Origin of the sequence: Algoriphagus sp. SE2 (assembly GCF_039563885.1) — a bacterium.
GTDB lineage: Bacteria > Bacteroidota > Bacteroidia > Cytophagales > Cyclobacteriaceae > Algoriphagus.
In genome coordinates this window covers 128,632-151,016 of sequence record NZ_JBCLWJ010000005.1, presented here as the reverse complement: position 1 = coordinate 151,016, position 22,385 = coordinate 128,632, and the positions used below count along the sequence as shown (strand labels likewise).

Below are 22,385 nucleotides of genomic sequence, written 5' to 3'. Positions count from 1 at the left end.
CAATTTCATTTTTCGGTTGCAAATACATCCAATTGACTTAATTTTGAAATTCAATTTTGATCTATGACTGAAGAATCCGCATCACTTAATTTTATTGAACAAATCATTGCAGACGATTTAGCAGCAGGCTTATCTCCTGATAAACTTCGTTTTCGATTTCCCCCGGAGCCCAATGGCTATTTGCATATAGGTCATGCTGCCTCCATATGTCTGAATTTCGGATTAGGAGAAAAATATAATGCCCCGGTTAATCTGCGATTTGATGATACTAACCCTGCAAAAGAAGAACAGGAATATGTTGATGCTATAAAAAGAGATATCCAATGGTTAGGTTTTAAATGGGCTGAAGAATGTTATTCTTCAGATTATTTCCAACAGCTGTATGATTGGGCTATTCAATTGATTAAAGAAGGAAAGGCTTATGTGGATGGGCAATCTGCAGAAGCAATGGCGGAGCAAAAAGGAACACCCACTACTCCAGGAGTTGCTGGTCCTTACCGTGATACATCTGTGCAAGAAAATCTGGATTTATTCGAACGGATGAAAGCTGGTGAATTTGAGCAGGGAAGTTATGTGCTTCGAGCCAAAATTGACATGGCCTCTCCCAATATGTTGATGCGGGATCCAATATTGTACAGAGTTGTAAAGAAATCTCATCACCGTACAGGAAGTGACTGGTGTATTTATCCTATGTATGATTGGACACATGGCGAGTCGGATTATATTGAGCAGATTTCTCATTCGCTATGTACCCTTGAGTTTAAGATGCACAGGGAATTATATGATTGGTTTTTGGATCAAATCATTGACCCAACCAAACTGAGACCGATTCAGAGGGAATTTGCAAGAAGAAACTTGACCTATACCGTGATGAGTAAGCGAAAGCTTTTAGAATTGGTACAGAGTAAAACGGTTTCGGGCTGGGATGATCCAAGGATGCCAACAATATCAGGATTGAGAAGAAGAGGATATACTCCTGAATCTATCCGAAACTTCAGTGATCTTTCGGGAATATCAAAGCGAGATAGTGTTACTGATGTTTCATTATTGGAATATTGCATCCGAGAGGATTTGAATAAGACTGCAACTCGAGTAATGGCAGTTCTTGATCCTGTAAAATTGATTATTACTAATTACCCTGAAGGTAAAATCGAAATGCTTTCTACAGAAAACAACCCGGAGGATCCTGATTCAGGAACTCATGAGGTACCATTTACCCGAGAGCTATATATTGAGCGAGAAGATTTTAAAGAAGAAGCAGGTAATAAGTTTTTCCGTTTGACTTTAGGAAATGAGGTTCGTTTAAAGAGTGCCTACATCATTAAGGGTGAATCTGTAGTGAAGGATCAGGATGGTAACATCACAGAAATTCATTGTACTGCTGATTTGGACTCTAGATCAGGGAGCGGAACTGAGGCAAGTATGAGAAAAGTAAAAGGAACACTTCATTGGGTTTCTATTCAGCATGCGATTAAAGCTGAAGTTCGAGAGTATGACCGCCTTTTCCTGGATGAAGCTCCAGATAGCCATGAAGACAAAAATTTTATGGAATTTGTCAATCCCGAGTCTCTAAAAATAATTAAAGAAGCCTATTTAGAACCCTTTTTAAAGGATGCTACATTAGATGATAAATACCAATTTCAGCGATTGGGTTATTTTACTTTGGATAAGGATTCTTCCTCAGATAATATTGTTTTCAATAAAACAGTGGGCTTGAGAGATTCGTGGGCTAAAAAAGCGCCTTCAGCACAACCTCAGAAAGGCCAACCAGCAAAACAAAATAATTTAGGAGCCAATCTTCAGCAAGGTCAGCGCAGCGCTATAAGTGAAATACAAAAGATAGCTAAGAAATATACTAACCTCTCAGGAGATAAACTTACTTCAGCAAGGGAAGATATTGCCAGACTAGCTGAAGATGTGACTTATGATGAATTGGAACCCTTATTCAATACAGCAGCTAAAAAGGTTGGGACTAGAATTGGTGTGATGATCACCCTTGGTGTTTTATTGAACAAAGGTCAAGAAAGAAATTCTGAAATAGATCAATTTATTCAAGCTGGGCTTGAGGATGGAAATGAGCAATTAGTGGAGGAAGCAAAAGCCATAAATAAGTAAACAGGAATCAATTTTAAAAAATTTTGAAAGTTAGGCTCGTTGGAATTATCCAACGAGCTTTTTTTATGATTTTTGATATTGATATTATACTTCATACATTGATTTTATCTGAAACCCAGAGATTTAAATTTTCCGTTCCTTTTTGAAACCCATGTCACATTTTCAGAATAAGATAATATGGATTACTGGTGCCTCTTCTGGGATAGGTGAGGAAATGTGTTATCAATTTTCTGCATTAGGTGCAAAGTTGATTATTTCCGCCAGAAATGAGGGAAAATTAAAACGAGTAAATGCCCAGTTACCGAGGAATCCCGGTTCGGCGAAAGTTTTACCCTTAGATCTTGAAAAACTATCCGAACTCCCCGATAAAGTACATGAAGCAATAAGCTATTTAGGAAAAATAGATTTCCTCATCAACAATGCCGGAATGGCCGTCCGGGATTTTGCAAAAAATACAGAATTAGAAATTGATCAGAAATTAATGAATATCAATTATTTCGGCTCAGTGGCATTGACCAAAGGATTGCTCCCCTATTTTGAATCTCAAAAATCTGGACATATTGTGGTGATTAGTAGTCTTTCAGGAAAATATGGTGTACCAAAGCTAGCGGCTTATGCTGCTCCAAAACATGCGCTTCACGGCTTTTATGATTCATTAAGAAATGAAATAGTCGATTCTGGGATTTACATTTCTGTAATAATTCCTGGCATTATCCAAACCGAAATAACAGCTCATGCAGTTTTAGGAAAAGGAGAAAATTATGGCAAAGTAGAGACTGCTTTTTTGAAAGCTTACCCAGTCGAAAAAGCAGTAAAAAAAATGATTGGAGCCATACAAAAAAGAAGTGAAGAATATTATGTAGGAGGTTCTGAAGGAATTACTCTTTGGATAAACAGATTTTCTCCATGGCTTCTTCGTAGAATCATCAGAAATCATCCTCTAAAGAAAATCCGATCTTTTAAGAAAAAGATGAAGTTTTGGAATTAGGTTAGTAAAGACTTCTGTAAGTACGATTTTCAAACATCTTTCAAGAAATACATTTTCCAAATTCCGCGATTTTTCACATCGATGCTTCCTCGATATTCACAGTCAAATTCACTTTTGATAAGTTCGTAAGTCGTTTCAGAAAGATTGATTTTACCTGGCACTGAATTGGTTTCCATTCTTGAAGCAATATTGACTGTGTCTCCCCAGATATCATATTGCCATTTCTTAATTCCAACAATTCCTGCTACAATCGGGCCTGTATGAATCCCGATGCGCATTTCGAAGTGAGTTAGGTCATCAACTACTTTCTTTTTCACAAAAGCCATCATTTCCTTTGCTGCTAATACCACATCCCTAGCATGACTTTGATTTTCTATTGGAAGCCCTCCTGCGCACATGTAAGAATCGCCGATTGTTTTAATTTTCTCAAGATTGTACTTCATGCTTATCCGATCAAATTCCTTGAAATAATAGTCAATACTTTTGACAAGTTGCTCCGGAGTAATATGTTCAGAAATTGCAGAAAAGCTTTTGAAATCCGTGAAGAGAACCGTCGCAGAATTGATCCGTTGAGCTTTGACCTTACCATTTTCCTTTAATTCTTCTGCCGTTTCTGCTGGAAGGATATTTAATAATAGCTCTTCCGATCTATTTTTTTCTTTCTCTATGATTTGTTTGGTTTCTTTTTCATAGCGGTATCTACGAAATGTAAGGAATGCTAGAAGTGCCACTAGAATTAACAGAATCAAAACACCATATATTATAAATCGCTGTCTTTTGGTTTGTAGGTCTTTGATCAAAGCTTCCTTTTCCAACAGGTCAACTTTGATCTGTTTTTGAGAAACTTCGTAATCTGTTCTCAGATTAGCCATTTCTTGGACTGCATCGATATTATTGACGCTATCGCGATAAAGAATATGGTTTTTATAATATTCAAAAGCCTTTGAAGTATTTCCTATTTGCTCATGGATGTTAGAAAGTGTCAGATTCGACTGACTGATCTGATCTTTTATACCATACTGATTTGCTAAATCAAGACTCCTTTGTGCATAGTTCAGTGCTCGAGTTAAGTCTCCATTATCAAGATAAATGGAAGACATAAACTCAAGATAAACGGATATGGGATAGTAATCTTTATATTCTTCTAAAATGCTAATTGCATTATTGATGCTTTCTTCAGCTACTGAATTATTCCCGTTTTTAGCAAAGATCATCCCTTTATTCCCAAAGCAATATGCTTCACCTAAAGGATAATTAACCTTGCCGAATATTATTAGGGCTTCCTGCGTATAAAGTAACGCAGAATCCAATTTCCCCATTGTCAGATATTCATCACCAGCGTTAAAAATGGCACTTGCCAATGCTAAAGAATCATTTCCTTCTCTTAAAATATCAATACTTCTTCCATAATAAACGGTAGCATTTTGACTATTCCCGCTTTGCGAATAAGTGTTTGCAATTGCAATAAATAATTTCCCTCTTCCTTCCTCATATCCTGCATCTTCGGCATATTTCATACCTTGGAAGTAATTCTCTAAACCTTGTGAGAGTTCACCTTTTAAAACATAGGCATTTCCAAGGTGTAGGAATGCCTGAAAAGTGAATAAATCTGCCGAATCCTTTATTGATTTATCAAGAAGAATACGACCATACTTGAGCATGCTATCAGGATTTGGATCTTCTTGAAGCATATTTACTAAGAGGTTTACGTTTTTTTCTTCGGATAGAAAGTAAACCTGTTTTAAGCTATCAAGTAAGTTTTGATGATCCAAAGCTTCACCAGTGGATTGAGCATAGCTTAAGTTCAAACCCAAAAACAACACAAATATTGCTGAGATTGTCCTCAAAATAGAAAAGTGAAATTGTAAAATATCAGATAACTCTAAGTTTGGGATCGATTGTAAAAGTTTTCTCTTCCCCTTCATGATTCACTAAAAATTTAATAGAATAACTCTCTTCAGGATAGTTTTTGCGTTTTACTTTTCTAACATGCCCATCTACATGGGTATTTCCTGAGCTTAATTTGGAATCGTAAATTTTCAGGAGTTTTTTACCCTTCTGAGGTTTGATTTTTTTCACAATTACAAAGTCTTCACTGTTATCCTTAATATGCATCGCAGCACCTACCCACGCAATCTTTGTATTAGGATGAATATTGCTAGTGAATTCCTCTCTGCTTGGGTGATCATAATGATTATCACAAAGTAGAATAAATGGTAAAATTTCGTCTCTATCCGTATTTTTGGTGCTACATTTTATTATCTCTTTTGTATTAACATATAAAGTGATGATTGTGTCTTTCTTTTTTGACATGTTCTTGAAGTCTTAGTGAGTAAAAATTGTATAAATATTCTACTATCATTTTTGGTTAATGAATAGTATTCCTTTTCAAAAAATAGAAGAGGTTATTCAAATTAGAAATAAATCCCCAATAATCAATAAAACATCTGATTTGAAAATGTATTGGTTATAAGGGATTTACATTTAAAAGTTAAACTAAATGTAGTTATCCAAAATCAGATAATCCCGCTCTTTTTTAGAGACACTATTTCTACTTTTAGCAGAAACCTTCCAGAAAATCAAACCTAGCAAAGTAAAAGCCGAGAATATTCCCCATTCAAGAGGCCATGCAAGAGCTGCTGGGCTTCCTGGAAATACCATAGCTGTGAGCATAGATAGCGTTCCCAAAATAGATAATAAGCCTAGAAATCTCCCGCTTGGGGCATAAAAAGGGCGATGTATGTTAGGGAATTTCTTTCGAAGATTTAAAAAAGAAAATGAAACTCCGAAGAATGCAATTACAATGCATAAGGACCCAACATTAACAAATGCAACCATTGCACCTTGGCCCATAAGAGACGCAAGAAAAGTGATTAGACCACTGAAAAGAACAGCTTTGTATGGTGTTTGGTATGTTGGATGTGACTTTCCAAATTGAGGTGAAATTATTTTTCCTCTTCCCAATGCAAACAAAACTCTGGAGCCGGCCAGAAAAAAGCCATTCCAACTGGTAAGTAAGCCTACTAAAGCTGTAACCAATATAATTTTTACCATTATTGGCGAATTGGTGGCCTTTTCAAATGCTCTTGCTGTTGGTAATTTTTCATTCAATATTTCATTCCACGGTGCGGCAGTTGAAGTACTCAAAATAAGGAGTATATAAAAGCATATAGCAGAAATTATAGAAACAAGTATGAGTAAACCAATGGTTTTAAATGGTATAGATTGATCTGCCTCTTCTGCTGCTTGCGGAATTGTGTCAAACCCGACAAACCAAAATGGTACGGTAACCAATACCATTGCAATACCAGCAGTTATGGAACCCGATGAATTTCCGGAAAATAAAGGAGTAAGATTTTTCCACTCTCCCATAACTAGTCCAGTAATCACAAAAATAAAAGTGAGTAGTACGAATAAAATTGTCAGTCCTACTTGAAATCTGGCAGAATTCCTTACACCAGTGTAATTTATGATACTAATCACTATCACAAAGAAAGCACTGATGATGATGTGCAAAAGGTATACAGTACTTCCATTGACTGAATAGATAGGGATGAAATCAATGGAGGGAATTAAATAACTGAGTACTTTATTAATAGATACAGCCTCAAATGCAGAAACTGATAAATAGCCAAAGGTCAAGAACCATCCAACTACAAATGATTTTGAGACCCCAAATGCTTTATAGGCATATGCTACTTCTCCTCCTGAAAGTGGCAATGCGGCGGTAACTTCCGCATAACAAATTCCTATCACCAATATGATAAGTCCTCCCAAGAAAAAAGCGATTATTGCACCCAAAGGGCCCGCATTTGAAAGCCAAGAACCCATGGCTGTAACCCAACCAACGCCTATCATAGCACCAAAAGCTAGGCTAAATAGCCCAGCTTTTCCAATACCTTTATGCAACTTTGGTCTTTGAAAATCAGATTGAAGGTTCATAAGTGGAGCTATTTACGGATTACTTTTTTAAGCCTTTACGTAAATAGTCTTCCTGTTTATAAATTCCATCATCCCATCTTTTGCAAGCTCTCTTCCATAACCAGAGCGCTTCGTTCCTCCAAAAGGTAATCTTGGATCTGATTTTACTAATTCGTTGATAAAATAAGCTCCATCACTTACTCTGTCAGCCATTTGCAAAGCGAGGTCAATATTAGTGGTACAAACTGTAACTCCTAAACCATATTTTGAATTTTCTGAGAGTTCAAAGGCCTCATCTAAATCTTTTGCACGGATCATGGCAGCTAATGGCCCAAATGTTTCTTCATCAAATGCTGGCATTCCTGGCTTTACATTTCCCAGAACTGTGGGCTCATGGAAACTTCCTTTTTGACGCCCTCCAGCTAGCAAAGTAGCACCTGCTTCAATAGATTGCTGAACTTGAGCCTGCAATTGATCCGCTAAGTCCTCTCTGGCCAATGTTCCAATTTTTGTAGAATCGTCCATCGTATCTCCTGCTTTAAGTTTTTCAACCTCTTTTAGGAATTTTGATACAAACTCATCATAAATTTCATCTACTAGAATAAAACGTTTAGCAGCGATACAACTTTGCCCGCAATTCATCATTCGAGCGGTAATAGCGGTTTTAACTACCTCATCAATATTGGCATCTTTCCAAACTATAAATGCATTGTTGCCTCCAAGTTCCATGAGAGATTTTTTTAGATATTTCCCCGCTAAAGATGCCACTGCAGATCCTGCACGTTCACTGCCGGTTAACGTTACAGCTTTGATCGCATCATTTGCTATTATGTTTTCAGTTTCATCATGATCAACAAATAGATTTTGAAAAACCCCATTTGGAAAACCAGCTTTAAGGAAGATTTCTTCAATCATTTTAGCACATCCAAACACATTGGAAGCATGTTTTAAAACACCAGTATTTCCGGCCATCAAACTCGGTGCTGCAAAACGAAAAACTTGCCAAAATGGGAAATTCCAAGGCATTATGGCTAAAATTGGCCCGATAGGTTCATGCTTTACAAAACTCTTGCTCGCATCAGTTTCAATTATTTCGTCTGCCAAAAAAGCCGCTGTATTTTTCGCATAATAATCACATGCTAAAGCACACTTATTAACCTCACCCCTTGATTCCGAGATTGGCTTTCCCATTTCCAAAGTGATCATTTTAGCATAAGTTTCTACATTTTCCCGAAGTATTTCCCCTGCTTTGATCATAAGTTTTGCCCGCTCCGCTATAGGGACTATTCGCCAGGAATTGAATGCTATTTGAGATTTTTCTAAAATGGATTTTACTTCATCCGAAGAATGAGCTTGGTGTTTATTTATTAGGTTTCCGTTATAAGGATTTACACTCTTGAATTCCATAAGTAAAGGGCTGATTATACTAATAAGCAGTATTAAACTGCAATAGATTTGTGGTGATTGAATGTGATTACTTTGTGTACTTCGGTAAAATTATCAAATGTTTGGATCATTTTATCCTGAGGCCAATGAAGTTCTACCAAACCTTCAATAGGCTTATAAACTGCTGTATAAAGGGTTCCATACCCTTCTGAAAAATTTGTGTTATAAAGAGGAGGTTTTAAAAAAACCTTAGTCAATTTTTCTATGGAGAATCCTCTGTTCAAGATTGCCTGAAGAAAAGTTGCCCTTTCTCTGGTCTTATTAAAGTCTGCTGTTTCTTTCCAATCAGCTTCCCCTTGGTGATTCGTAGCAAATCCGGATTCAAAAATTATAGTTTTCTTATCTGGAGCAATTTGAGCAGTTCGGTATTCCCCGCTTCTATCAGCTATAGTGACATTATAAGACATATGTGAAGGAACATGATGAAGCACCTCTATAGCCTCTTTAACAGTGGTGCAGAATTCAAGTATATATCTCAAAATAAATGGAATTCCAAAACCATAGCCTAGCGTTTGTCTACCTCCAAATGTAAGTGAGATAGCCAGCCCATCTTCGTTCATTCCGTCCAATACTCCTATTAGGCAATCACTATTGGCAATTACTTTTCGACCGCTCCAAGCGGTATTTAAAACTGTTCCTTCAAATCGATCTAAATGGTAGTCATAATTTCGAATCAAGGCGATGTTTCCTAAAGTAGAAACAGCCTGAGAACAGGCACTAAAATAAGCAGGAGGCTGAAATCCCGTCAAAAACGTTCTGGCATGTTCATCGGCACTGACCATATTACAAAGGTTCTCATGAATAGGAACCATTTCGGGCATATAATTTTTAAGCGCCTCAAGAGATGTTTTATAATCAATTATACTCTTGCTGGAATTAAGCCAAGTTTTATAGGCAGGCCATCGCTCATAAAATAATTTTCGCCACTTATAATCTGCTATCGGCTCAGAAATAGATGTGAAATAGCGTTTCATTCTGATAAATTAATCCTTTAAAGAACTGTGGTTTTTTGAGTTAAATAAAACTCAATCCACTTCATAGAATTAAAAGTGGATTGATTAAGTTTATTTTGTCAAGCTACCCTTTAATTTACTCTGTTCTCTTTTATCCTCGATCAATTCTGAAGAATATTGGGATTTTATGGCGTTAATCCAACCTTTAGCTCTCGTGGTCAATTTGAAATCATCCGTCATCATTCGACCTCTTGAAACCAAGATTCCCATATCAGCACCTTCATATAGATAATCCCCTTTCTTCGTAATTCGAAGGAAAAAGGCTTCTTTCTCAGATTCTACTGCTCTTCTATGGGTATCCATTCTATCAAATTTGATATGTCCATTATCAAACATATGCCAGATCCCCGAGGCGGGTGCTTCATGAACGTATTCAATGGTGTCTTCAGTATGTTTGATTACCATTTGACTCCAGTCGTCAATGTTTTCTTGTTTACCCCAACGATCATTAAGTGCTTTTACACTGAAATCATAATCGATGTCCATCCATTCCAAAATATGAAATAAATACAACGGCGCATCTGCGAGAGCAAAAACAGCATGATTGGTTATAGAACTGGCTCCTGTTATTCTAGGGTTTAATTCACCTAAATATATTTCTCCATTATCTTGGTCGATCAGGAAGTCAAGTTCAAAATATCCTTTATAACCTTCCTTTCGAAGTTGATCACCAAATAGCTGGGTGTATTTTCTAGCTTTTTGCCTGATGGAAGGAGAAAAAGCCCCAGGATATATTTCATTTCCACACCAACCCCCTTTATAAGGGGTAAGTTCTTTGAAACCTACAAGTTCTGTCATCAAAGGGGCCACAATTGTACCATTCTTAGTAACACAAGCTTCAATAGCTGATCCACGACAATTGATTCGTTTCATGATCTTAACTTCATCCTCCTGCTCAATTTCTTCAGCATATTTCAAATACTCTTTTTCATTGGAAATGAAAAAGGTGGTATGGCCAGAATCACCAAATGGAGTTTGTATCACCAAATCATCACCAAGTGCCTTTTTTGAAACTTCGCTCAGGTGCTTGTAATTATTAACCGGAGATAACACGTAAGGCACACATGGAACCCCTGCTTTCTCAGCAATTCGATTAGTGTTCACCTTATTATCCATAGCGTTACGCATCTTGGCGCTTGGAAAAATAACTTCAAGCCCCAGCTTTTTAGCTAGCTTTTCTGTTTTTTCATCAAACATCAGGAACATTGCCTTTCCTGCTTTTCCTTTTACTTTCCTCGATTGGATATAAGCTTGTACTTCTGGGTGTTGAAGTAGATAGTTGTTTATATCTTCAATACTTTCAAAATCATCGTGGGGTATTTCTTCTTTCGGTGCAAAAACATTAGGATGAAGACCATCAAAACATTCGATGTTCATAATGAATTTGAAACCTTTAATCCATTCGTCAGCACCTAATAGATTAAAATTAGTGGCGCTAATAAAGTAAATTGGTGTTTCGTTTTTATAAAAAAACCTTCTAATGTCCGAGATGCCTTTTAAAATTGGTTTTGTAGGTATGTCTTTTTTAGTCGTTGTCATATTTTTATTTGTATCGATTTAAATTTCTGTTAGCTTTTTCTTTTTTGAGAATCCCATTGCTCCCATGGCAGTTGCCGTTTTTTGTCTGTTTAAAACTGAATCTTTGAAAACTCGAAGTCCAAGGTCAGCTCTATAACCGTGGATTTCTGAAACATCCAAAGCAAGCATAAAGCGAATAATTTCTTCACTTACTACCTGTCCTGGGACGAGTACAGGGAATCCAGGAGGATAGGGAATTACAAATGATGATGCCACAAGCTCTTTTCCTTCTTCAATGGCAAGTTTACAATCAATCATGGAAATATATTCACAATTATCCTCACTGTATGCTAGAAAATATGCTGCTCTTAAATTACCTCCGGGTACTCCTGGTACTGCGAGAAAAGAAGAATGGAATCGGCTAAAATCCGGTAATGGAGGGACATCTTTTGTCAACGATTGAATATGTGCATCAGCAATTTCTTTCTCTCGTTTATTGAGTGATTCGAAATGTTTATCCAGATCAGCAGCAATTTCTAATAAAACTTTAGTCAAATAAGCGACACTACCTCTTGTAGTTCCAATATTTGTCATAAAGAGGACTGTATTTCGAGATGTTTTATTGATCTGAATGTTATACTTATCCATCAGATATTTATTCTTGAAAGTATCCCCGTCTATGCCAGTCCTTCCTATAAAAAGGGTTATTTTGGTAGGATCAAGCATAAATTCGTCTTTTTCCCAAGCTTCCTCCATCCGGTTCCATCCTACAGCTGTGTCAAAATACTCTTTTAACCCGCTGTCCCGATATTGGTCTGGAATGAAATCTTTTACTGTAAGAACATCAAAATATTTACTTAGAAGTGGATTAACTACTACTTTGGCTCTAAGTACCATGGCAAGTTCGATGCTTCGCTCTACCATCTCATATCCTTCAAATTGCGTTTGCCTTCTACCGACATCAAGGGATGCAAGCATTTGATAATTTGGAGAGGTAGAGGTGTGAGTCATGTAAGCTTCCAGAAAGGTATTTTCTGCCTTTTTCCTGAAGTCCTCATCCCAAATATGAATCATGGAACCCTGCCTAAAACTACTTAAAGTTTTGTGAGTACTTTGTGTGGCAAAAACTCGTATTCGGACCTTATCTGGATCCGGAAGCGAAGAGCTTTCATCTGTCTTTAAGCTTTTAATATGTTTTTGATATTCTTTGCGATACTCTTCAGACTGATATTTGGTGTGCAGTTTTTTTGCACTAAACATTCCAGTTCGCTGCTTGTAGGTATAGGTAAATCCAGCAAAAGCAAACCAAGCCTCATCCCATAAAAAAATCATATCCGGTTTAATAGCTAATACAGCTTCCATAACTCGCTGTACGTTATAAACCATCCCATCAAAAGTACAATTGGTCAGTAATAGCATTTTTACCTTATCTAACCTACCGGCTTTTTTTAGGACTAACAATTTCTCGAGAATTTGCTCCAAAGGCACTGCTCCATAGATTGAATATTGCTCAATCGGATAAGAATCAAGATATACAGGATAAGCGCCAGATAAAACCAGTCCATAATGATGAGACTTGTGGCAGTCTCTATCGATTAAAACAAGATCTCCAGGCTCCACCAATGCTTGCAGCACAATTTTATTGGCAGTAGAGGTTCCATTTGTCACAAAAAACGTACGCTGAGATCCATAAGCAACGGCTGCCATTTCTTGTGCTTTTTTCAAGGGACCAGTAGGTTGGAGTAATGAATCTAAACCACCAGTCGTAGATGAGGATTCAGCCAAAAACATATTTCTTCCATAGAAATCTCCAAAATCTTTAATCCACTTTGATTTAAACACCGAGTTCCCTCTAGAAATAGGCATTGCATGGAAGATTCCTGTAGGTTTTTGACTGTATTCTTTAAGAGCAGTGAAAAAAGGTGTATGGTATCTTTCGTTAATACCTCTTATGATCGCGAGATGTAATTCTTGGAGATCTTCCTTTCTGTAGTAAATTCTTCGGAATGTTTCCAGAGTACTATCTTTCAAATCCCCTAATGCAGTATCTGTTACATAATAAGTGTCAATCTCAGGCCTAAATTGCTTAATTAATTGTCCAAGTTTAGGTCCAAGTTGAGCCTCAGATAATTCATGAACGTCTATATTAAGGACATTTTGAATGTATGGTGTAATCAGTGGACTGATGTTTTCAGAACGATAAGGAGGTGCATATCGAATGACAACGGATTGAATATTCGGGTTGAAAAACAATGCTATGAGAGCATCTTGGAAAGAATGCTGAACGACCAAATTATAGGTGAATTTATCATTTGGATCATGTAGTTCTCTTATTCTTTCTTGAAGGGTCGTTTCATCTACTGAATTGAGATTTTCCAAAAAGAGTACCTCAAAATAGTTTTTTCTATTGTTTTGAGTGGAACTACTCACAAATTCAGTTTCTAATTGTTCCGCATCATCTTCTTTTTGGAAGTAGGGATTACCACTATATACATCATTGATTAATTGTCGAGTAGTGTTATTAATGTGATGCGCAAAAACGCTATGTTCACCATTATCAAAACATTTTTTTAGCTTCTCTACAACTATTTTTCCTGGTATTGCAAAATAATGTTCTACCGTTTCCAGTTCGTTTAGCAGCTGCTTTATTCTCTCTTTGTGTTTTAATTTATTCTTAGGATCAGTTTCTTCAAGTGATAAAGCTTCACTTTCATTTTTAAGTTCATTCCACCTATCAAGCCTAAGTTGACCAATACTATAATAAGGGGCACTAACGGATTTTTGAGGGCTTTTCATGGATTAGTTTTTAGAGTGTAATGCTAATTTATTCCCTTCTGTATCAATGAATAGGGCAAAATAACCTTCGTCTTCGCTAATCAGCGTTTTACCCATTATTACTCTTCCACCTGCCTGCTCAATTCTTTCAAGAACCGGCGCTAAATCCTTCCCTGCATTTAAATAAATTAAAGGTCCTGTTTCACTTGGGACGCTTCCTTCACCTACTACAATAGCTCCTCCGATTCCATTTTCAGCCGGAAAGAATGCCATAGCATAGCCGTTGGACTCTGTAGTTTCCATTTCTATGCCGTAGATGAAATTATAAAAGCCAACCGCTCTCAGGAGATTAAGTGCAGGTATTTCAAACCAACTGACATAGTGTCTTAATTTCGTGCTCTTTTTTCCTGTCGATGGGTTTCCCATAATGTTATTTTGGTTTAGTTAAAATTTATTTTAATCCTTTATAGCCTACAATTGGCTCATTTTGATTGAACTCACTTTCTTTCTGGCGTAACTCAGAAAGCTTTTCAAGTTTCGTCGGTTTAATAAGTGGACCGAGTGCATTTAGGTAAGAGAGGTCTGCACCTTGTTGATATATTTCAAAGTTTCCAATATGGTCTCTAAAGCTTTTTAGGGGCTGCCCTAATCTCAATAAACCTAATTCTCTACTTCGCCTTACCCTCTCAATATCAAGTTCAATTGGAATTATTTCTTCGGTACTTCCTGCTTGATACAATACTCTCCCATCTGGACCGCAGACAATCGAACATCCACTCCCGCCTGTGTCAAGCCCATTGACATCAAACATGTAACATTGATTGACACTCGCCATGGCTCTAGCAATGGAAAGTTCAATATCACGGTCTATAGTACCTGTAAGCGTTGGATGTAAAATTACTTCTGCTCCCATTACAGCTAGCGTTCTTATTGTTTCTGGGAACCACATATCATAGCAAATTGAGATTCCAAACCTTCCTACATCTGGCACATCAAATACACAAAACTCAGTTCCAGCTGTCACTCCAGTTTCATAAGGATAAAAAGGAAACATTTTACTGTATCGCTTAATTACCTCTCCTTCAGGATTTATCACTGAAGCAGTATTATAAATCTTATCTTCCTTTTTTTCAAAGATGGACCCAGGAATAAGCCAGATACCATATTTTTTGGCCATTTTTTGCATTTCGTGTTCAAAGTGTCCAGGGATTTCTTTGGCGGTATGTAAAAGAGGTCCATACCCACATAGCTCGCTAAACACAACCATCTGAACCCAAGGGTAAAGATTCATTGTGATATCAAGTTTCAACTTCATCATTTCCACATTGGAATGAATTGCTGATACTTTCATCTGAATTCCGGCTATTGCGAATGGTTTCATAGTCTGTTTTGGATTTCCTTCTGAATTTGATTTTCAATAATATCAAGTCCTTTAATTAGAAGATCATTTTCAATAACAAGAGGTGATAAAATCCGAATGACATTTTTATAAGTTCCAGCGCTTATGATGATTAAGCCATTTTTTGCACAACCCTTAACGATGGCATTGCACAATTCAGAATCCGGTTGATCGGGATCCCCATTTTTCACAAACTCAATGGCATTCATCGCTCCAAAGCCCCTGACGTCCCCAACTTCTTTGAATTTTTTTTTGATCTTTTCAAATCGCTGCATTATTATATCTCCAACTTCATTAGCTCTGCTATTAAGATTTATATCCTTCATGTATTGGATAGTAGCTAATGCCGCTACACAAGCTAAAGGACTCCCTATGTAAGTGCCTCCAATTGTCCCACCTGCTGCGGAATCCATGATTTCAGCTTTTCCTACAACTGCTGCAATGGGTAAGCCGGAACCCAAAGATTTGGCATAAGTACTAAGGTCTGGTTGAACTTTGAATTGCTGCCAGCTTGCCCAATTTCCTGTTCGTGCAAAACCGCTTTGGATTTCATCAGCGATGAGTAAAATTCCATGATCATCACAGAATTTTCGAAGGCCTTCAAAATATTTATGAGGAACAGCATTAAAGCCGCCTTCTCCTTGAACGGGCTCTATTATTACAGCGGCAATACTTTTTGGGTCAAAAAGATTTTTAGCCGATGCATGGAGATTTTTTAGACTAGACTCTACAAAATTATCAAGAGATTCACCTTTACCATAACGGTAGAAGTTAGGGAATGGGATTCTATAAACTTCTGGTGAAAATGGGCCACAGTCAATTTTGTAATCTATTTTACTGGTTAGTGTCATAGCCATCATTGTTCTACCATGATAAGCGTCGGTAAAACAAACTACGCCTTGTCTCTTAGTTGCTTGTCTAGCAATTTTTATTGCATTTTCTACTGCCTCGGCTCCTGTGCTGATTAACATGGCTTTGGTCTTATCCCCATGTGGAAGAATTTCACAAAGCTCCTCGCATAACTTTATGTAAGGTTCATAAGTGACAACATTGAAGCTGGTATGTAAGTATTTATCAGCTTGATTCTTAATTGCCTGAACTACTGGCTCCGGACAATGCCCGGCATTAACCACTCCTATGCCTCCAGCAAAATCGATTAATTCATTTCCATCTTCGTCAATAATAATAGCACCTTTAGCTTCCCTTACGGTAGCTGTATTAAAAACACCTACTCCATTTGCCACGGCGTTTTTTCGTCTTTCAAACAAAGTTTGAGACTTTGAAATAGTTTTTAACATTTGATTTATTAGGGGTTAAGATATTTAAATTTCAAAAGAGATGATTGAGTTATAATAAAACACAAAACATTTACTTTTATCAAGTCAGCTATGTATCTGACCGATAAAGTTTTGCAAAAAAGTATGGAAAATCTAAATACAGAAATGCTTTGTTTAATACCGAAATAGCTGTTTGATTATTTTAATCCTCAATTTTGAGACAGTCTTAATATAGGCATTTTTAATGGATTAAAGGCATTTTTAAGCCTATTTTTAAATTGATTGAAAAAATATGTTAGTTCAATCTTATTAATGAGGTCGCTTTAAAAACCAAAAGATCTGTTAAACTAAAATGTGTTTTTATATACTAATGGGGGAATTTTATTTCTAAGTCGAAAAAATAAAAATTAGTAAAATTAAAAATGAATCATACCAGCTTAAATAAACTAGTATGATTCAATAAATTCTACCCTATTAAACTCTCTTGAAATGAATGCTTGTATCCATAAGGTTTAAAAATCATAGGAATATAAAAGCATTGAGCAATTGCAATAATTACTCCGATCTGGTCAGTGATTCCATGCGGTTCCCCTGAATAGAGTAAGATGAACAATAAAGGCAACATGGCTAAAAAGATATTTAATAGTGTGCTGTTTTTCTTTGTCCATGAAATGGAAATATCTTCCTTTTCTGTACGAACTACTTGAATTATTAAAAACATTGCTATTGCAGCCAAGGGTACTATGATAGTTGTGATTGAGATATGAACATTTAAGGTATCTCCATGAAACATGGTGTCTCCATTTTTGAGAATGTCGAACAACAGATTTCCAAATACATTTAGCCACCAAATTCCAAGTAAGGCAAAGTATAATTTTCTGTTTCTCATCCTGTAAAGTCCAAAAATGACTAAAGCATATAAACTCATTTGGATAATAAGAAATAGAAATGAAGGTGTAATCCCTGCGCCAGTCAATTTTAATCCGAAATACTCAGTTCCCCACACATAGGATGTTCCATCAAAAAGCGACCGTATAAATGGAAGCCATACAATCATAAATGTGATGGAAATGAAAAACGATAGGACATTAGTCCAAAGATTAGGTGTTCTGAAAGCGATAAAATTTTTCATAGTCTTGTGATTTTTATTCTCTATGATCGTGAAAAATGTCTCTTCGTTACAGTATTCAATCGTTTTGGGGTGAAAATCGACTATATGGGATAAATGAATTATTTAAGTCGAAATAGAATATTTGAAACGTAGGATTTAGAGACAGGAATTGAATCTGTTATGTGCTTTAGTGTGATTAAACCTTGTTGTTTATTTCCATCATACTTAGCAAGATGGATAAGATTGACAATGTAGGAACGATGACATCTCACTAAAGCTGAATGCAATTTCAAGTCATCAATTTTTTTTAGGGTGGTCCGGATAAGAGTCTTAGAAGGTATTTCTTTATGGATAAAATGAACTGCAACATAGTTGTCTTCAGATTCTATATAAAGAATATTTTCCAGGGAATAGGAATTAAGGCTGTTTTGATTATCTGAAGGAATTTGGATAATAACATTTGAATCCTGATGATAGTCCACTTCAGTTTCCGTTAATTCCTGCATTTGTTTCATTTTCCCATAAAGAAAAATTGCAGTCAATGGAATGATGCTTAACGCGGTGAAATTGAGAATAAATTCTAACCAACTTGAGAGTCTGAAATCATGCCATCCTCCTAGAAAATTATAAAATAAAAAAAGACCCGTAGCGGAATAGATATTTGACCAGAACAACCAAATCAAGATTTGCCACCGGTAAATATCCGCTTTAAAAATCAAAGGAAAGATCACGAACTCATTAAATATTAAAAGCAATACCAAATAGAGTCCCATGAATACCATTATCAAAGCAAAGAGTAGTGTAATGGATTCTTTAGGGTCGTAATTATTTACTCCAAAGGGTTGGAAAAAAATCATGAAAAAACTAAAAAACAACCCTATAAGAAGAATAGAATATAATTTTTCTCTCTTGCTGAGTAGAAAGAAACGTCCTTTTAGGAAAGAAATCATTGCTAAGGAAATATCATTTTATTTACATAGATTAATTTGTTGTTGTTATTAATTCCGCCTTCTATTGACCACCTCTAAATAAGCATCTAAGAATTTCTTGTCATTTTCGTCACTGTCCCCATATTTTGATCTTAATTCTTGAAGTCGTTCATGCATCATTTTTTTTACATCGGCATAGGCAGGATCATCATAAATATTTTTTAATTCTTGAGGGTCAGTTTTCAGATCATACATTTCCCATTCATCGATGTCATAGTAGAAATGCATTAATTTATAACGCTCTGTAGCAACTCCATAATGTCTTTTTACCATATGGACAGACGGATATTCATAATAGGTATAATAAACTGCATCTCTCCATTCCCCGCTTTCTCCACTAACCAACTTTCTAAATGACTCTCCTTGCATATCTTCTGGTATTGCTACCCCTGCGTAATCCAATAAAGTCGGAGCAAAATCTAGATTTTGAACCAATTTGTCTATTCTAGTTCCAGCTTTAATTTCTTTTGGATATCGTACCAGTAAAGGAGTTCGAAATGATTCCTCGTACATAAATCTTTTGTCAAACCAGCCATGTTCACCTAAATAAAATCCTTGATCGGAGGTATAGACAACAATCGTGTTTTCGGCTAATCCATTTTTTTCAAGATAATCCAAGACTTCCCCTACCCCATCATCCACAGACTTGATAGTTCTCAAATAATCTTTGATGTATCGATTAAATTTCCAAAGAGCAATTTCTCTTTTTTTCTCTGTACTAAAAGTGGATTCATCTCCTTGTCCGTATGCTTTTTTGAAAGCTTCATTTTTTGGATTATACGCTGCATTCCAATCTACCAATTGTTTTGGTGTCAATCGTGCTAATTGTCTGTCGAAGCCGGTGCTATCCCCATTTGGACCTATTACCATCTTAAAATCATGTCCCCACATCGCTTCACCATCTACTTCCATTTCTTGTGTTCTGGCTGCCGTACCTCTTCCTGCATAATTGGTTTCCTGATCAAAAAAGGTTGCTGGAGGTGTAAAATCCTTATCATCATATAAGGTCAAATATTCAGGTGCTGGCATCCAATTTCTATGAGGGGCTTTTTGATGATACATCAAAACAAATGGTTTCTCTTTATCTCTCCCTTGGTCTAACCACTTCAATGCTTCTTCCGTAGTAATGTCAGTCACATAGCCTTCAAACCTTTTTCTTTCACCATTAACCAAAAAATCAGGATTATAATATTGGCCTTGACCCGGCAAAACCATAGAATAGTCAAAACCTGTTGGTAGGCCATCCAAGTGAATTTTTCCAATTAATGCCGTTTGGTATCCATTTGCCTGTAAAAGTTTAGGGAAATTATCTTGTTCCCAATCAAATGGTTGAACGTTATCGACTTTTCCATTTATAAAGCTGTGTTTTCCAGTAAGCAATACAGCACGACTCGGAGCACAAATAGAATTAGTTACGGTAGCTCTTGTGAATAAAGCTCCTTCTTTTGCAATGCGATCGATATTTGGAGTTTCATTTAAACCCGTTCCATAAGCACTAATTGCCTGATAAGCATGATCATCAGACATAATGAAAAGGATATTTGGTGGGGTTTCATCCACCTTTTCCTCTATTTTACTACTACATCCTATTGAAGAGAAAATCAAAATTGTTGCTATGAAAAAGTAGGTCAACTTGTTGAAATACATGGCTTTAAAGTTTATAGTTTGCATTGGATTTACCATATCTTGATTCTTTCATTTTCAGGTTTATAGTTTTTGTCTCCCGATTGAATGTTAAAAGATTGATAAAATGGCTCGAAATTCATTAATGGACCATTGACTCGCCACATGGCAGGAGAATGCGAATTTGTATTTACATATGTTCTCATGAATTCATCCCTCACTTTTACTTTCCAAATATTTGCAATGGATAAACAAAAACGTTGATCGGGAGTATATCCATCGATTTTGGTAGTATCCTGACCTTGTTCGGTCAATTTGAAGGCGTCATAGGCAATGTAAATCCCTCCATTATCAGCCGTATTTTCACCGATGGTCATTGCGCCTTTGATATGTAAAGAGTCCAAAACAGTAAATGTATCATAGCGCTCGATAAGTTGTTGGGTCTTCGTTTTGAACTTGGCATAATCTTCTTCCGTCCACCAGTTCTTCACATTTCCATCTTTGTCAAATTGTGCCCCTTGATCATCGAAAGCATGGGTCAATTCATGTCCGATAACCATTCCAATTCCACCGTAATTGACGGCATCATCCGCATAAAGATCAAAATAGGGATATTGTAGGATTCCTGCTGGGAAGACGATTTCATTCAAAGAAGGATTATAATAAGCCGTAACAGTACTTGGCGTGGTTCCCCATTCATCTCTATTTGGTGCTTTGCCAAATTTCTCCAATTGATAACGGCTCTCATCTTTCCTTAAAGCTAATACATTTTCAAAATAATTCTCTCTAGTAATTTTCACCGGATATTCTCTCCATACGTCAGGATAACCGATTTTCTTGTTGATTGCGTATAGCTTTTCTTTAGCTTTAGTTTTGGTACTATCACTCATCCAATCCAATTGATTAATCCTATTTTCGAAGGATTTTTGAAGATTATTTACCAGATCCAAAACACGCTTCTTTGCATCTTCATTAAAATATCTTTTCACATAAAGTTGTCCCAAATCAAAGCCCAACTGACGATCCACTTGTTGGACCATTTGCTGTGCACGCGTCAATTGTTTGGATTGGCCAGAGACTACTTTATTGTATTCAAAAGCGGCATTTTCAAAGTCTGTACTCAGGTAACTTGCATAGGTAGATAAGGTATGTGCCTTTAGATAAGTTTTCCAATCCTCCAAAGGAACAGAAGAAAGCATGCCATTCAATTTTTGATAATAAGCAGGTTGGCGGACATCGATGGAGTCGGCATCTAAACTTAGTATTTCCAAAATTGATTTAATCCCAAGCTGAGGATTGCTTTTTTCAAGCTCTGCAACAGACATTTTGTGGTAGTTTTCCTTGACTACACGTCGTTCGATTCGGGTTTTATGAGATTCTGCCAACGCCTTTTCGATCGCATAAACTTCCTTGGCAGCATCGGTAGCTTCTTTAGTGGTACTTCCTGTCAGCTCAAAAAGTGTTGCTGTATAAGTTTGATAAGCTTTTTGGATTCCTAAAGTTGAGGAATCTGATTTGAAATAATAATCGCGATCCGGTAGGCCAATTCCTGTTTGGCTAAGGTGTGCAATATTTATGCTGCTGTTTTCATCATCTGGAGAAATGCTTAATCCAATCAAAGATCGAGTGTTTGATTGAAGTTCAGAAGCGATAAATTGATGAAAACTATTTAAATCAGAGATGCTTTGAATTTGATTCAAAATTGGTAGTACTGGTTCATAACCCCGAGAGTTGATAGAAACAGTATCCATTCCCGATGCATAAAAATCTCCAATCTTTTGTTCAATGCTTCCCTCAGGATGTTCTTCTTTTGAAACTTCCGACAGAATATTTTCCAATAGCTGCTTTTGTGGGATATTCAGGAATGAGTAAGAACCCACCCCCGACTGGTCATCAGCAATTTTTGCAGAATCATACCAAGTCCCATTGACATGCATGAAAAAATTATCCCCTGGCTTTATCGCTGGATTGATTTCATCTACTTTAATAAATTGTTTTTGGGTTTCTGCTTGATCCTTTGATGTTTCTGTTCCGCAGGCTGCGAAAAGAATTAAAGAGGCAATGGCTATTTTTTTCATAAGAAAATTGGTGGTTTGACGGAATTTAGATCAAATTCACAGCTTTTCCACTGTGATTTATTTAAAAAGTGAAAATGAGGGATTAACTAAATCACCGATATCTAAAAAAAATACCCCAACTCAAAAGATGAA

16 protein-coding genes are annotated in these 22,385 nt (G+C 36.5%); 2 read left to right on the top strand and 14 right to left on the bottom strand.

Features of this window, described 5'->3' with window-relative positions:
• Nucleotides 1-63 precede the first annotated feature (63 nt).
• Together AAGF08_RS08225 and AAGF08_RS08220 are read left to right on the top strand one after the other, a co-directional pair.
• Nucleotides 64-2,115 (top strand): glutamine--tRNA ligase/YqeY domain fusion protein, encoded by a 2,052-nt coding sequence (locus tag AAGF08_RS08225; protein WP_343510675.1) that lies wholly within the window; start codon nt 64-66, stop codon nt 2,113-2,115.
• A gap of 151 nt (nt 2,116-2,266) precedes the next feature.
• The gene (locus AAGF08_RS08220) at nt 2,267-3,103 is read left to right on the top strand and encodes an SDR family oxidoreductase (RefSeq protein WP_343510674.1); all 837 of its coding nucleotides are present in this window, start codon (nt 2,267-2,269) and stop codon (nt 3,101-3,103) included.
• Between the two features lie 29 nt (nt 3,104-3,132).
• Here AAGF08_RS08220 and AAGF08_RS08215 read toward each other — a convergent pair whose 3' ends face one another.
• The 14 genes from AAGF08_RS08215 to AAGF08_RS08150 all read right to left on the bottom strand — a co-directional run bounded on the left by AAGF08_RS08215 (nt 3,133) and on the right by AAGF08_RS08150 (nt 22,253).
• Nucleotides 3,133-5,028, bottom strand: a complete 1,896-nt coding sequence (locus AAGF08_RS08215) for an adenylate/guanylate cyclase domain-containing protein (RefSeq protein ID WP_343510673.1) — start codon at nt 5,026-5,028, stop codon at nt 3,133-3,135.
• Nucleotides 4,976-5,416 (bottom strand): hypothetical protein, encoded by a 441-nt coding sequence (locus AAGF08_RS08210; protein WP_343510672.1) that lies wholly within the window; start codon nt 5,414-5,416, stop codon nt 4,976-4,978. Before AAGF08_RS08210 ends, AAGF08_RS08215 begins: the two co-directional genes overlap by 53 nt.
• A 183-nt stretch (nt 5,417-5,599) precedes the next feature.
• On the bottom strand, nt 5,600-7,045 hold the full coding sequence (locus tag AAGF08_RS08205) for an APC family permease (protein ID WP_343510671.1): 1,446 nt from the start codon (nt 7,043-7,045) through the stop codon (nt 5,600-5,602).
• A gap of 27 nt (nt 7,046-7,072) precedes the next feature.
• Complete coding sequence (locus AAGF08_RS08200; RefSeq protein WP_343510670.1) at nt 7,073-8,431, bottom strand: NAD-dependent succinate-semialdehyde dehydrogenase; 1,359 nt, start codon at nt 8,429-8,431, stop codon at nt 7,073-7,075.
• Nucleotides 8,432-8,463: 32 nt separating this feature from the next.
• Nucleotides 8,464-9,444 (bottom strand): C45 family peptidase, encoded by a 981-nt coding sequence (locus AAGF08_RS08195; protein WP_343510669.1) that lies wholly within the window; start codon nt 9,442-9,444, stop codon nt 8,464-8,466.
• 90 nt (nt 9,445-9,534) lie between these two features.
• Nucleotides 9,535-11,022 (bottom strand): biotin carboxylase, encoded by a 1,488-nt coding sequence (locus tag AAGF08_RS08190; RefSeq protein WP_343510668.1) that lies wholly within the window; start codon nt 11,020-11,022, stop codon nt 9,535-9,537.
• An 18-nt stretch (nt 11,023-11,040) separates the two neighbouring features.
• Nucleotides 11,041-13,797 carry an aminotransferase class I/II-fold pyridoxal phosphate-dependent enzyme gene (locus tag AAGF08_RS08185; protein WP_343510667.1) on the bottom strand — a complete coding sequence of 919 codons (2,757 nt, stop codon included), beginning with the start codon at nt 13,795-13,797 and terminating at the stop codon, nt 11,041-11,043.
• 3 nt (nt 13,798-13,800) lie between these two features.
• Nucleotides 13,801-14,202 (bottom strand): VOC family protein, encoded by a 402-nt coding sequence (locus AAGF08_RS08180; protein WP_343510666.1) that lies wholly within the window; start codon nt 14,200-14,202, stop codon nt 13,801-13,803.
• A gap of 25 nt (nt 14,203-14,227) precedes the next feature.
• The gene (locus tag AAGF08_RS08175; RefSeq protein ID WP_343510665.1) at nt 14,228-15,157 is read right to left on the bottom strand and encodes a carbon-nitrogen hydrolase family protein; all 930 of its coding nucleotides are present in this window, start codon (nt 15,155-15,157) and stop codon (nt 14,228-14,230) included.
• Nucleotides 15,154-16,473 carry an aminotransferase class III-fold pyridoxal phosphate-dependent enzyme gene (locus AAGF08_RS08170; protein WP_343510664.1) on the bottom strand — a complete coding sequence of 440 codons (1,320 nt, stop codon included), beginning with the start codon at nt 16,471-16,473 and terminating at the stop codon, nt 15,154-15,156. The genes AAGF08_RS08175 and AAGF08_RS08170 overlap by 4 nt, the downstream gene beginning before the upstream one ends.
• A 445-nt stretch (nt 16,474-16,918) precedes the next feature.
• Entirely contained in the window at nt 16,919-17,584 is a 666-nt protein-coding gene (locus AAGF08_RS08165) for a ubiquinol cytochrome C oxidoreductase (RefSeq protein ID WP_343510663.1), read from the bottom strand.
• 98 nt (nt 17,585-17,682) lie between these two features.
• A complete protein-coding gene (locus AAGF08_RS08160; RefSeq protein ID WP_343510662.1) occupies nt 17,683-18,420 on the bottom strand; it encodes a LytTR family DNA-binding domain-containing protein in 738 nt (245 codons plus the stop codon).
• A gap of 141 nt (nt 18,421-18,561) precedes the next feature.
• On the bottom strand, nt 18,562-20,223 hold the full coding sequence (locus AAGF08_RS08155; protein WP_343510661.1) for a sulfatase: 1,662 nt from the start codon (nt 20,221-20,223) through the stop codon (nt 18,562-18,564).
• A 5-nt stretch (nt 20,224-20,228) separates the two neighbouring features.
• The gene (locus AAGF08_RS08150) at nt 20,229-22,253 is read right to left on the bottom strand and encodes a M13 family metallopeptidase (protein ID WP_343510660.1); all 2,025 of its coding nucleotides are present in this window, start codon (nt 22,251-22,253) and stop codon (nt 20,229-20,231) included.
• Nucleotides 22,254-22,385 lie beyond the last annotated feature (132 nt).

What these genes read in the sequence shown, in the direction of transcription:
- AAGF08_RS08225 (WP_343510675.1), top strand. Translation starts at nt 64, where the DNA reads ATGACTGAAGAATCCGCATCACTTAATTTTATTGAACAAATCATTGCA.
- AAGF08_RS08220 (WP_343510674.1), top strand. Translation starts at nt 2,267, where the DNA reads ATGTCACATTTTCAGAATAAGATAATATGGATTACTGGTGCCTCTTCT.
- AAGF08_RS08215 (WP_343510673.1), bottom strand. Translation starts at nt 5,028, where the DNA reads ATGAAGGGGAAGAGAAAACTTTTACAATCGATCCCAAACTTAGAGTTA.
- AAGF08_RS08210 (WP_343510672.1), bottom strand. Translation starts at nt 5,416, where the DNA reads ATGTCAAAAAAGAAAGACACAATCATCACTTTATATGTTAATACAAAA.
- AAGF08_RS08205 (WP_343510671.1), bottom strand. Translation starts at nt 7,045, where the DNA reads ATGAACCTTCAATCTGATTTTCAAAGACCAAAGTTGCATAAAGGTATT.
- AAGF08_RS08200 (WP_343510670.1), bottom strand. Translation starts at nt 8,431, where the DNA reads ATGGAATTCAAGAGTGTAAATCCTTATAACGGAAACCTAATAAATAAA.
- AAGF08_RS08195 (WP_343510669.1), bottom strand. Translation starts at nt 9,444, where the DNA reads ATGAAACGCTATTTCACATCTATTTCTGAGCCGATAGCAGATTATAAG.
- AAGF08_RS08190 (WP_343510668.1), bottom strand. Translation starts at nt 11,022, where the DNA reads ATGACAACGACTAAAAAAGACATACCTACAAAACCAATTTTAAAAGGC.
- AAGF08_RS08185 (WP_343510667.1), bottom strand. Translation starts at nt 13,797, where the DNA reads ATGAAAAGCCCTCAAAAATCCGTTAGTGCCCCTTATTATAGTATTGGT.
- AAGF08_RS08180 (WP_343510666.1), bottom strand. Translation starts at nt 14,202, where the DNA reads ATGGGAAACCCATCGACAGGAAAAAAGAGCACGAAATTAAGACACTAT.
- AAGF08_RS08175 (WP_343510665.1), bottom strand. Translation starts at nt 15,157, where the DNA reads ATGAAACCATTCGCAATAGCCGGAATTCAGATGAAAGTATCAGCAATT.
- AAGF08_RS08170 (WP_343510664.1), bottom strand. Translation starts at nt 16,473, where the DNA reads ATGTTAAAAACTATTTCAAAGTCTCAAACTTTGTTTGAAAGACGAAAA.
- AAGF08_RS08165 (WP_343510663.1), bottom strand. Translation starts at nt 17,584, where the DNA reads ATGAAAAATTTTATCGCTTTCAGAACACCTAATCTTTGGACTAATGTC.
- AAGF08_RS08160 (WP_343510662.1), bottom strand. Translation starts at nt 18,420, where the DNA reads ATGATTTTTTTCCAACCCTTTGGAGTAAATAATTACGACCCTAAAGAA.
- AAGF08_RS08155 (WP_343510661.1), bottom strand. Translation starts at nt 20,223, where the DNA reads ATGCAAACTATAAACTTTAAAGCCATGTATTTCAACAAGTTGACCTAC.
- AAGF08_RS08150 (WP_343510660.1), bottom strand. Translation starts at nt 22,253, where the DNA reads ATGAAAAAAATAGCCATTGCCTCTTTAATTCTTTTCGCAGCCTGCGGA.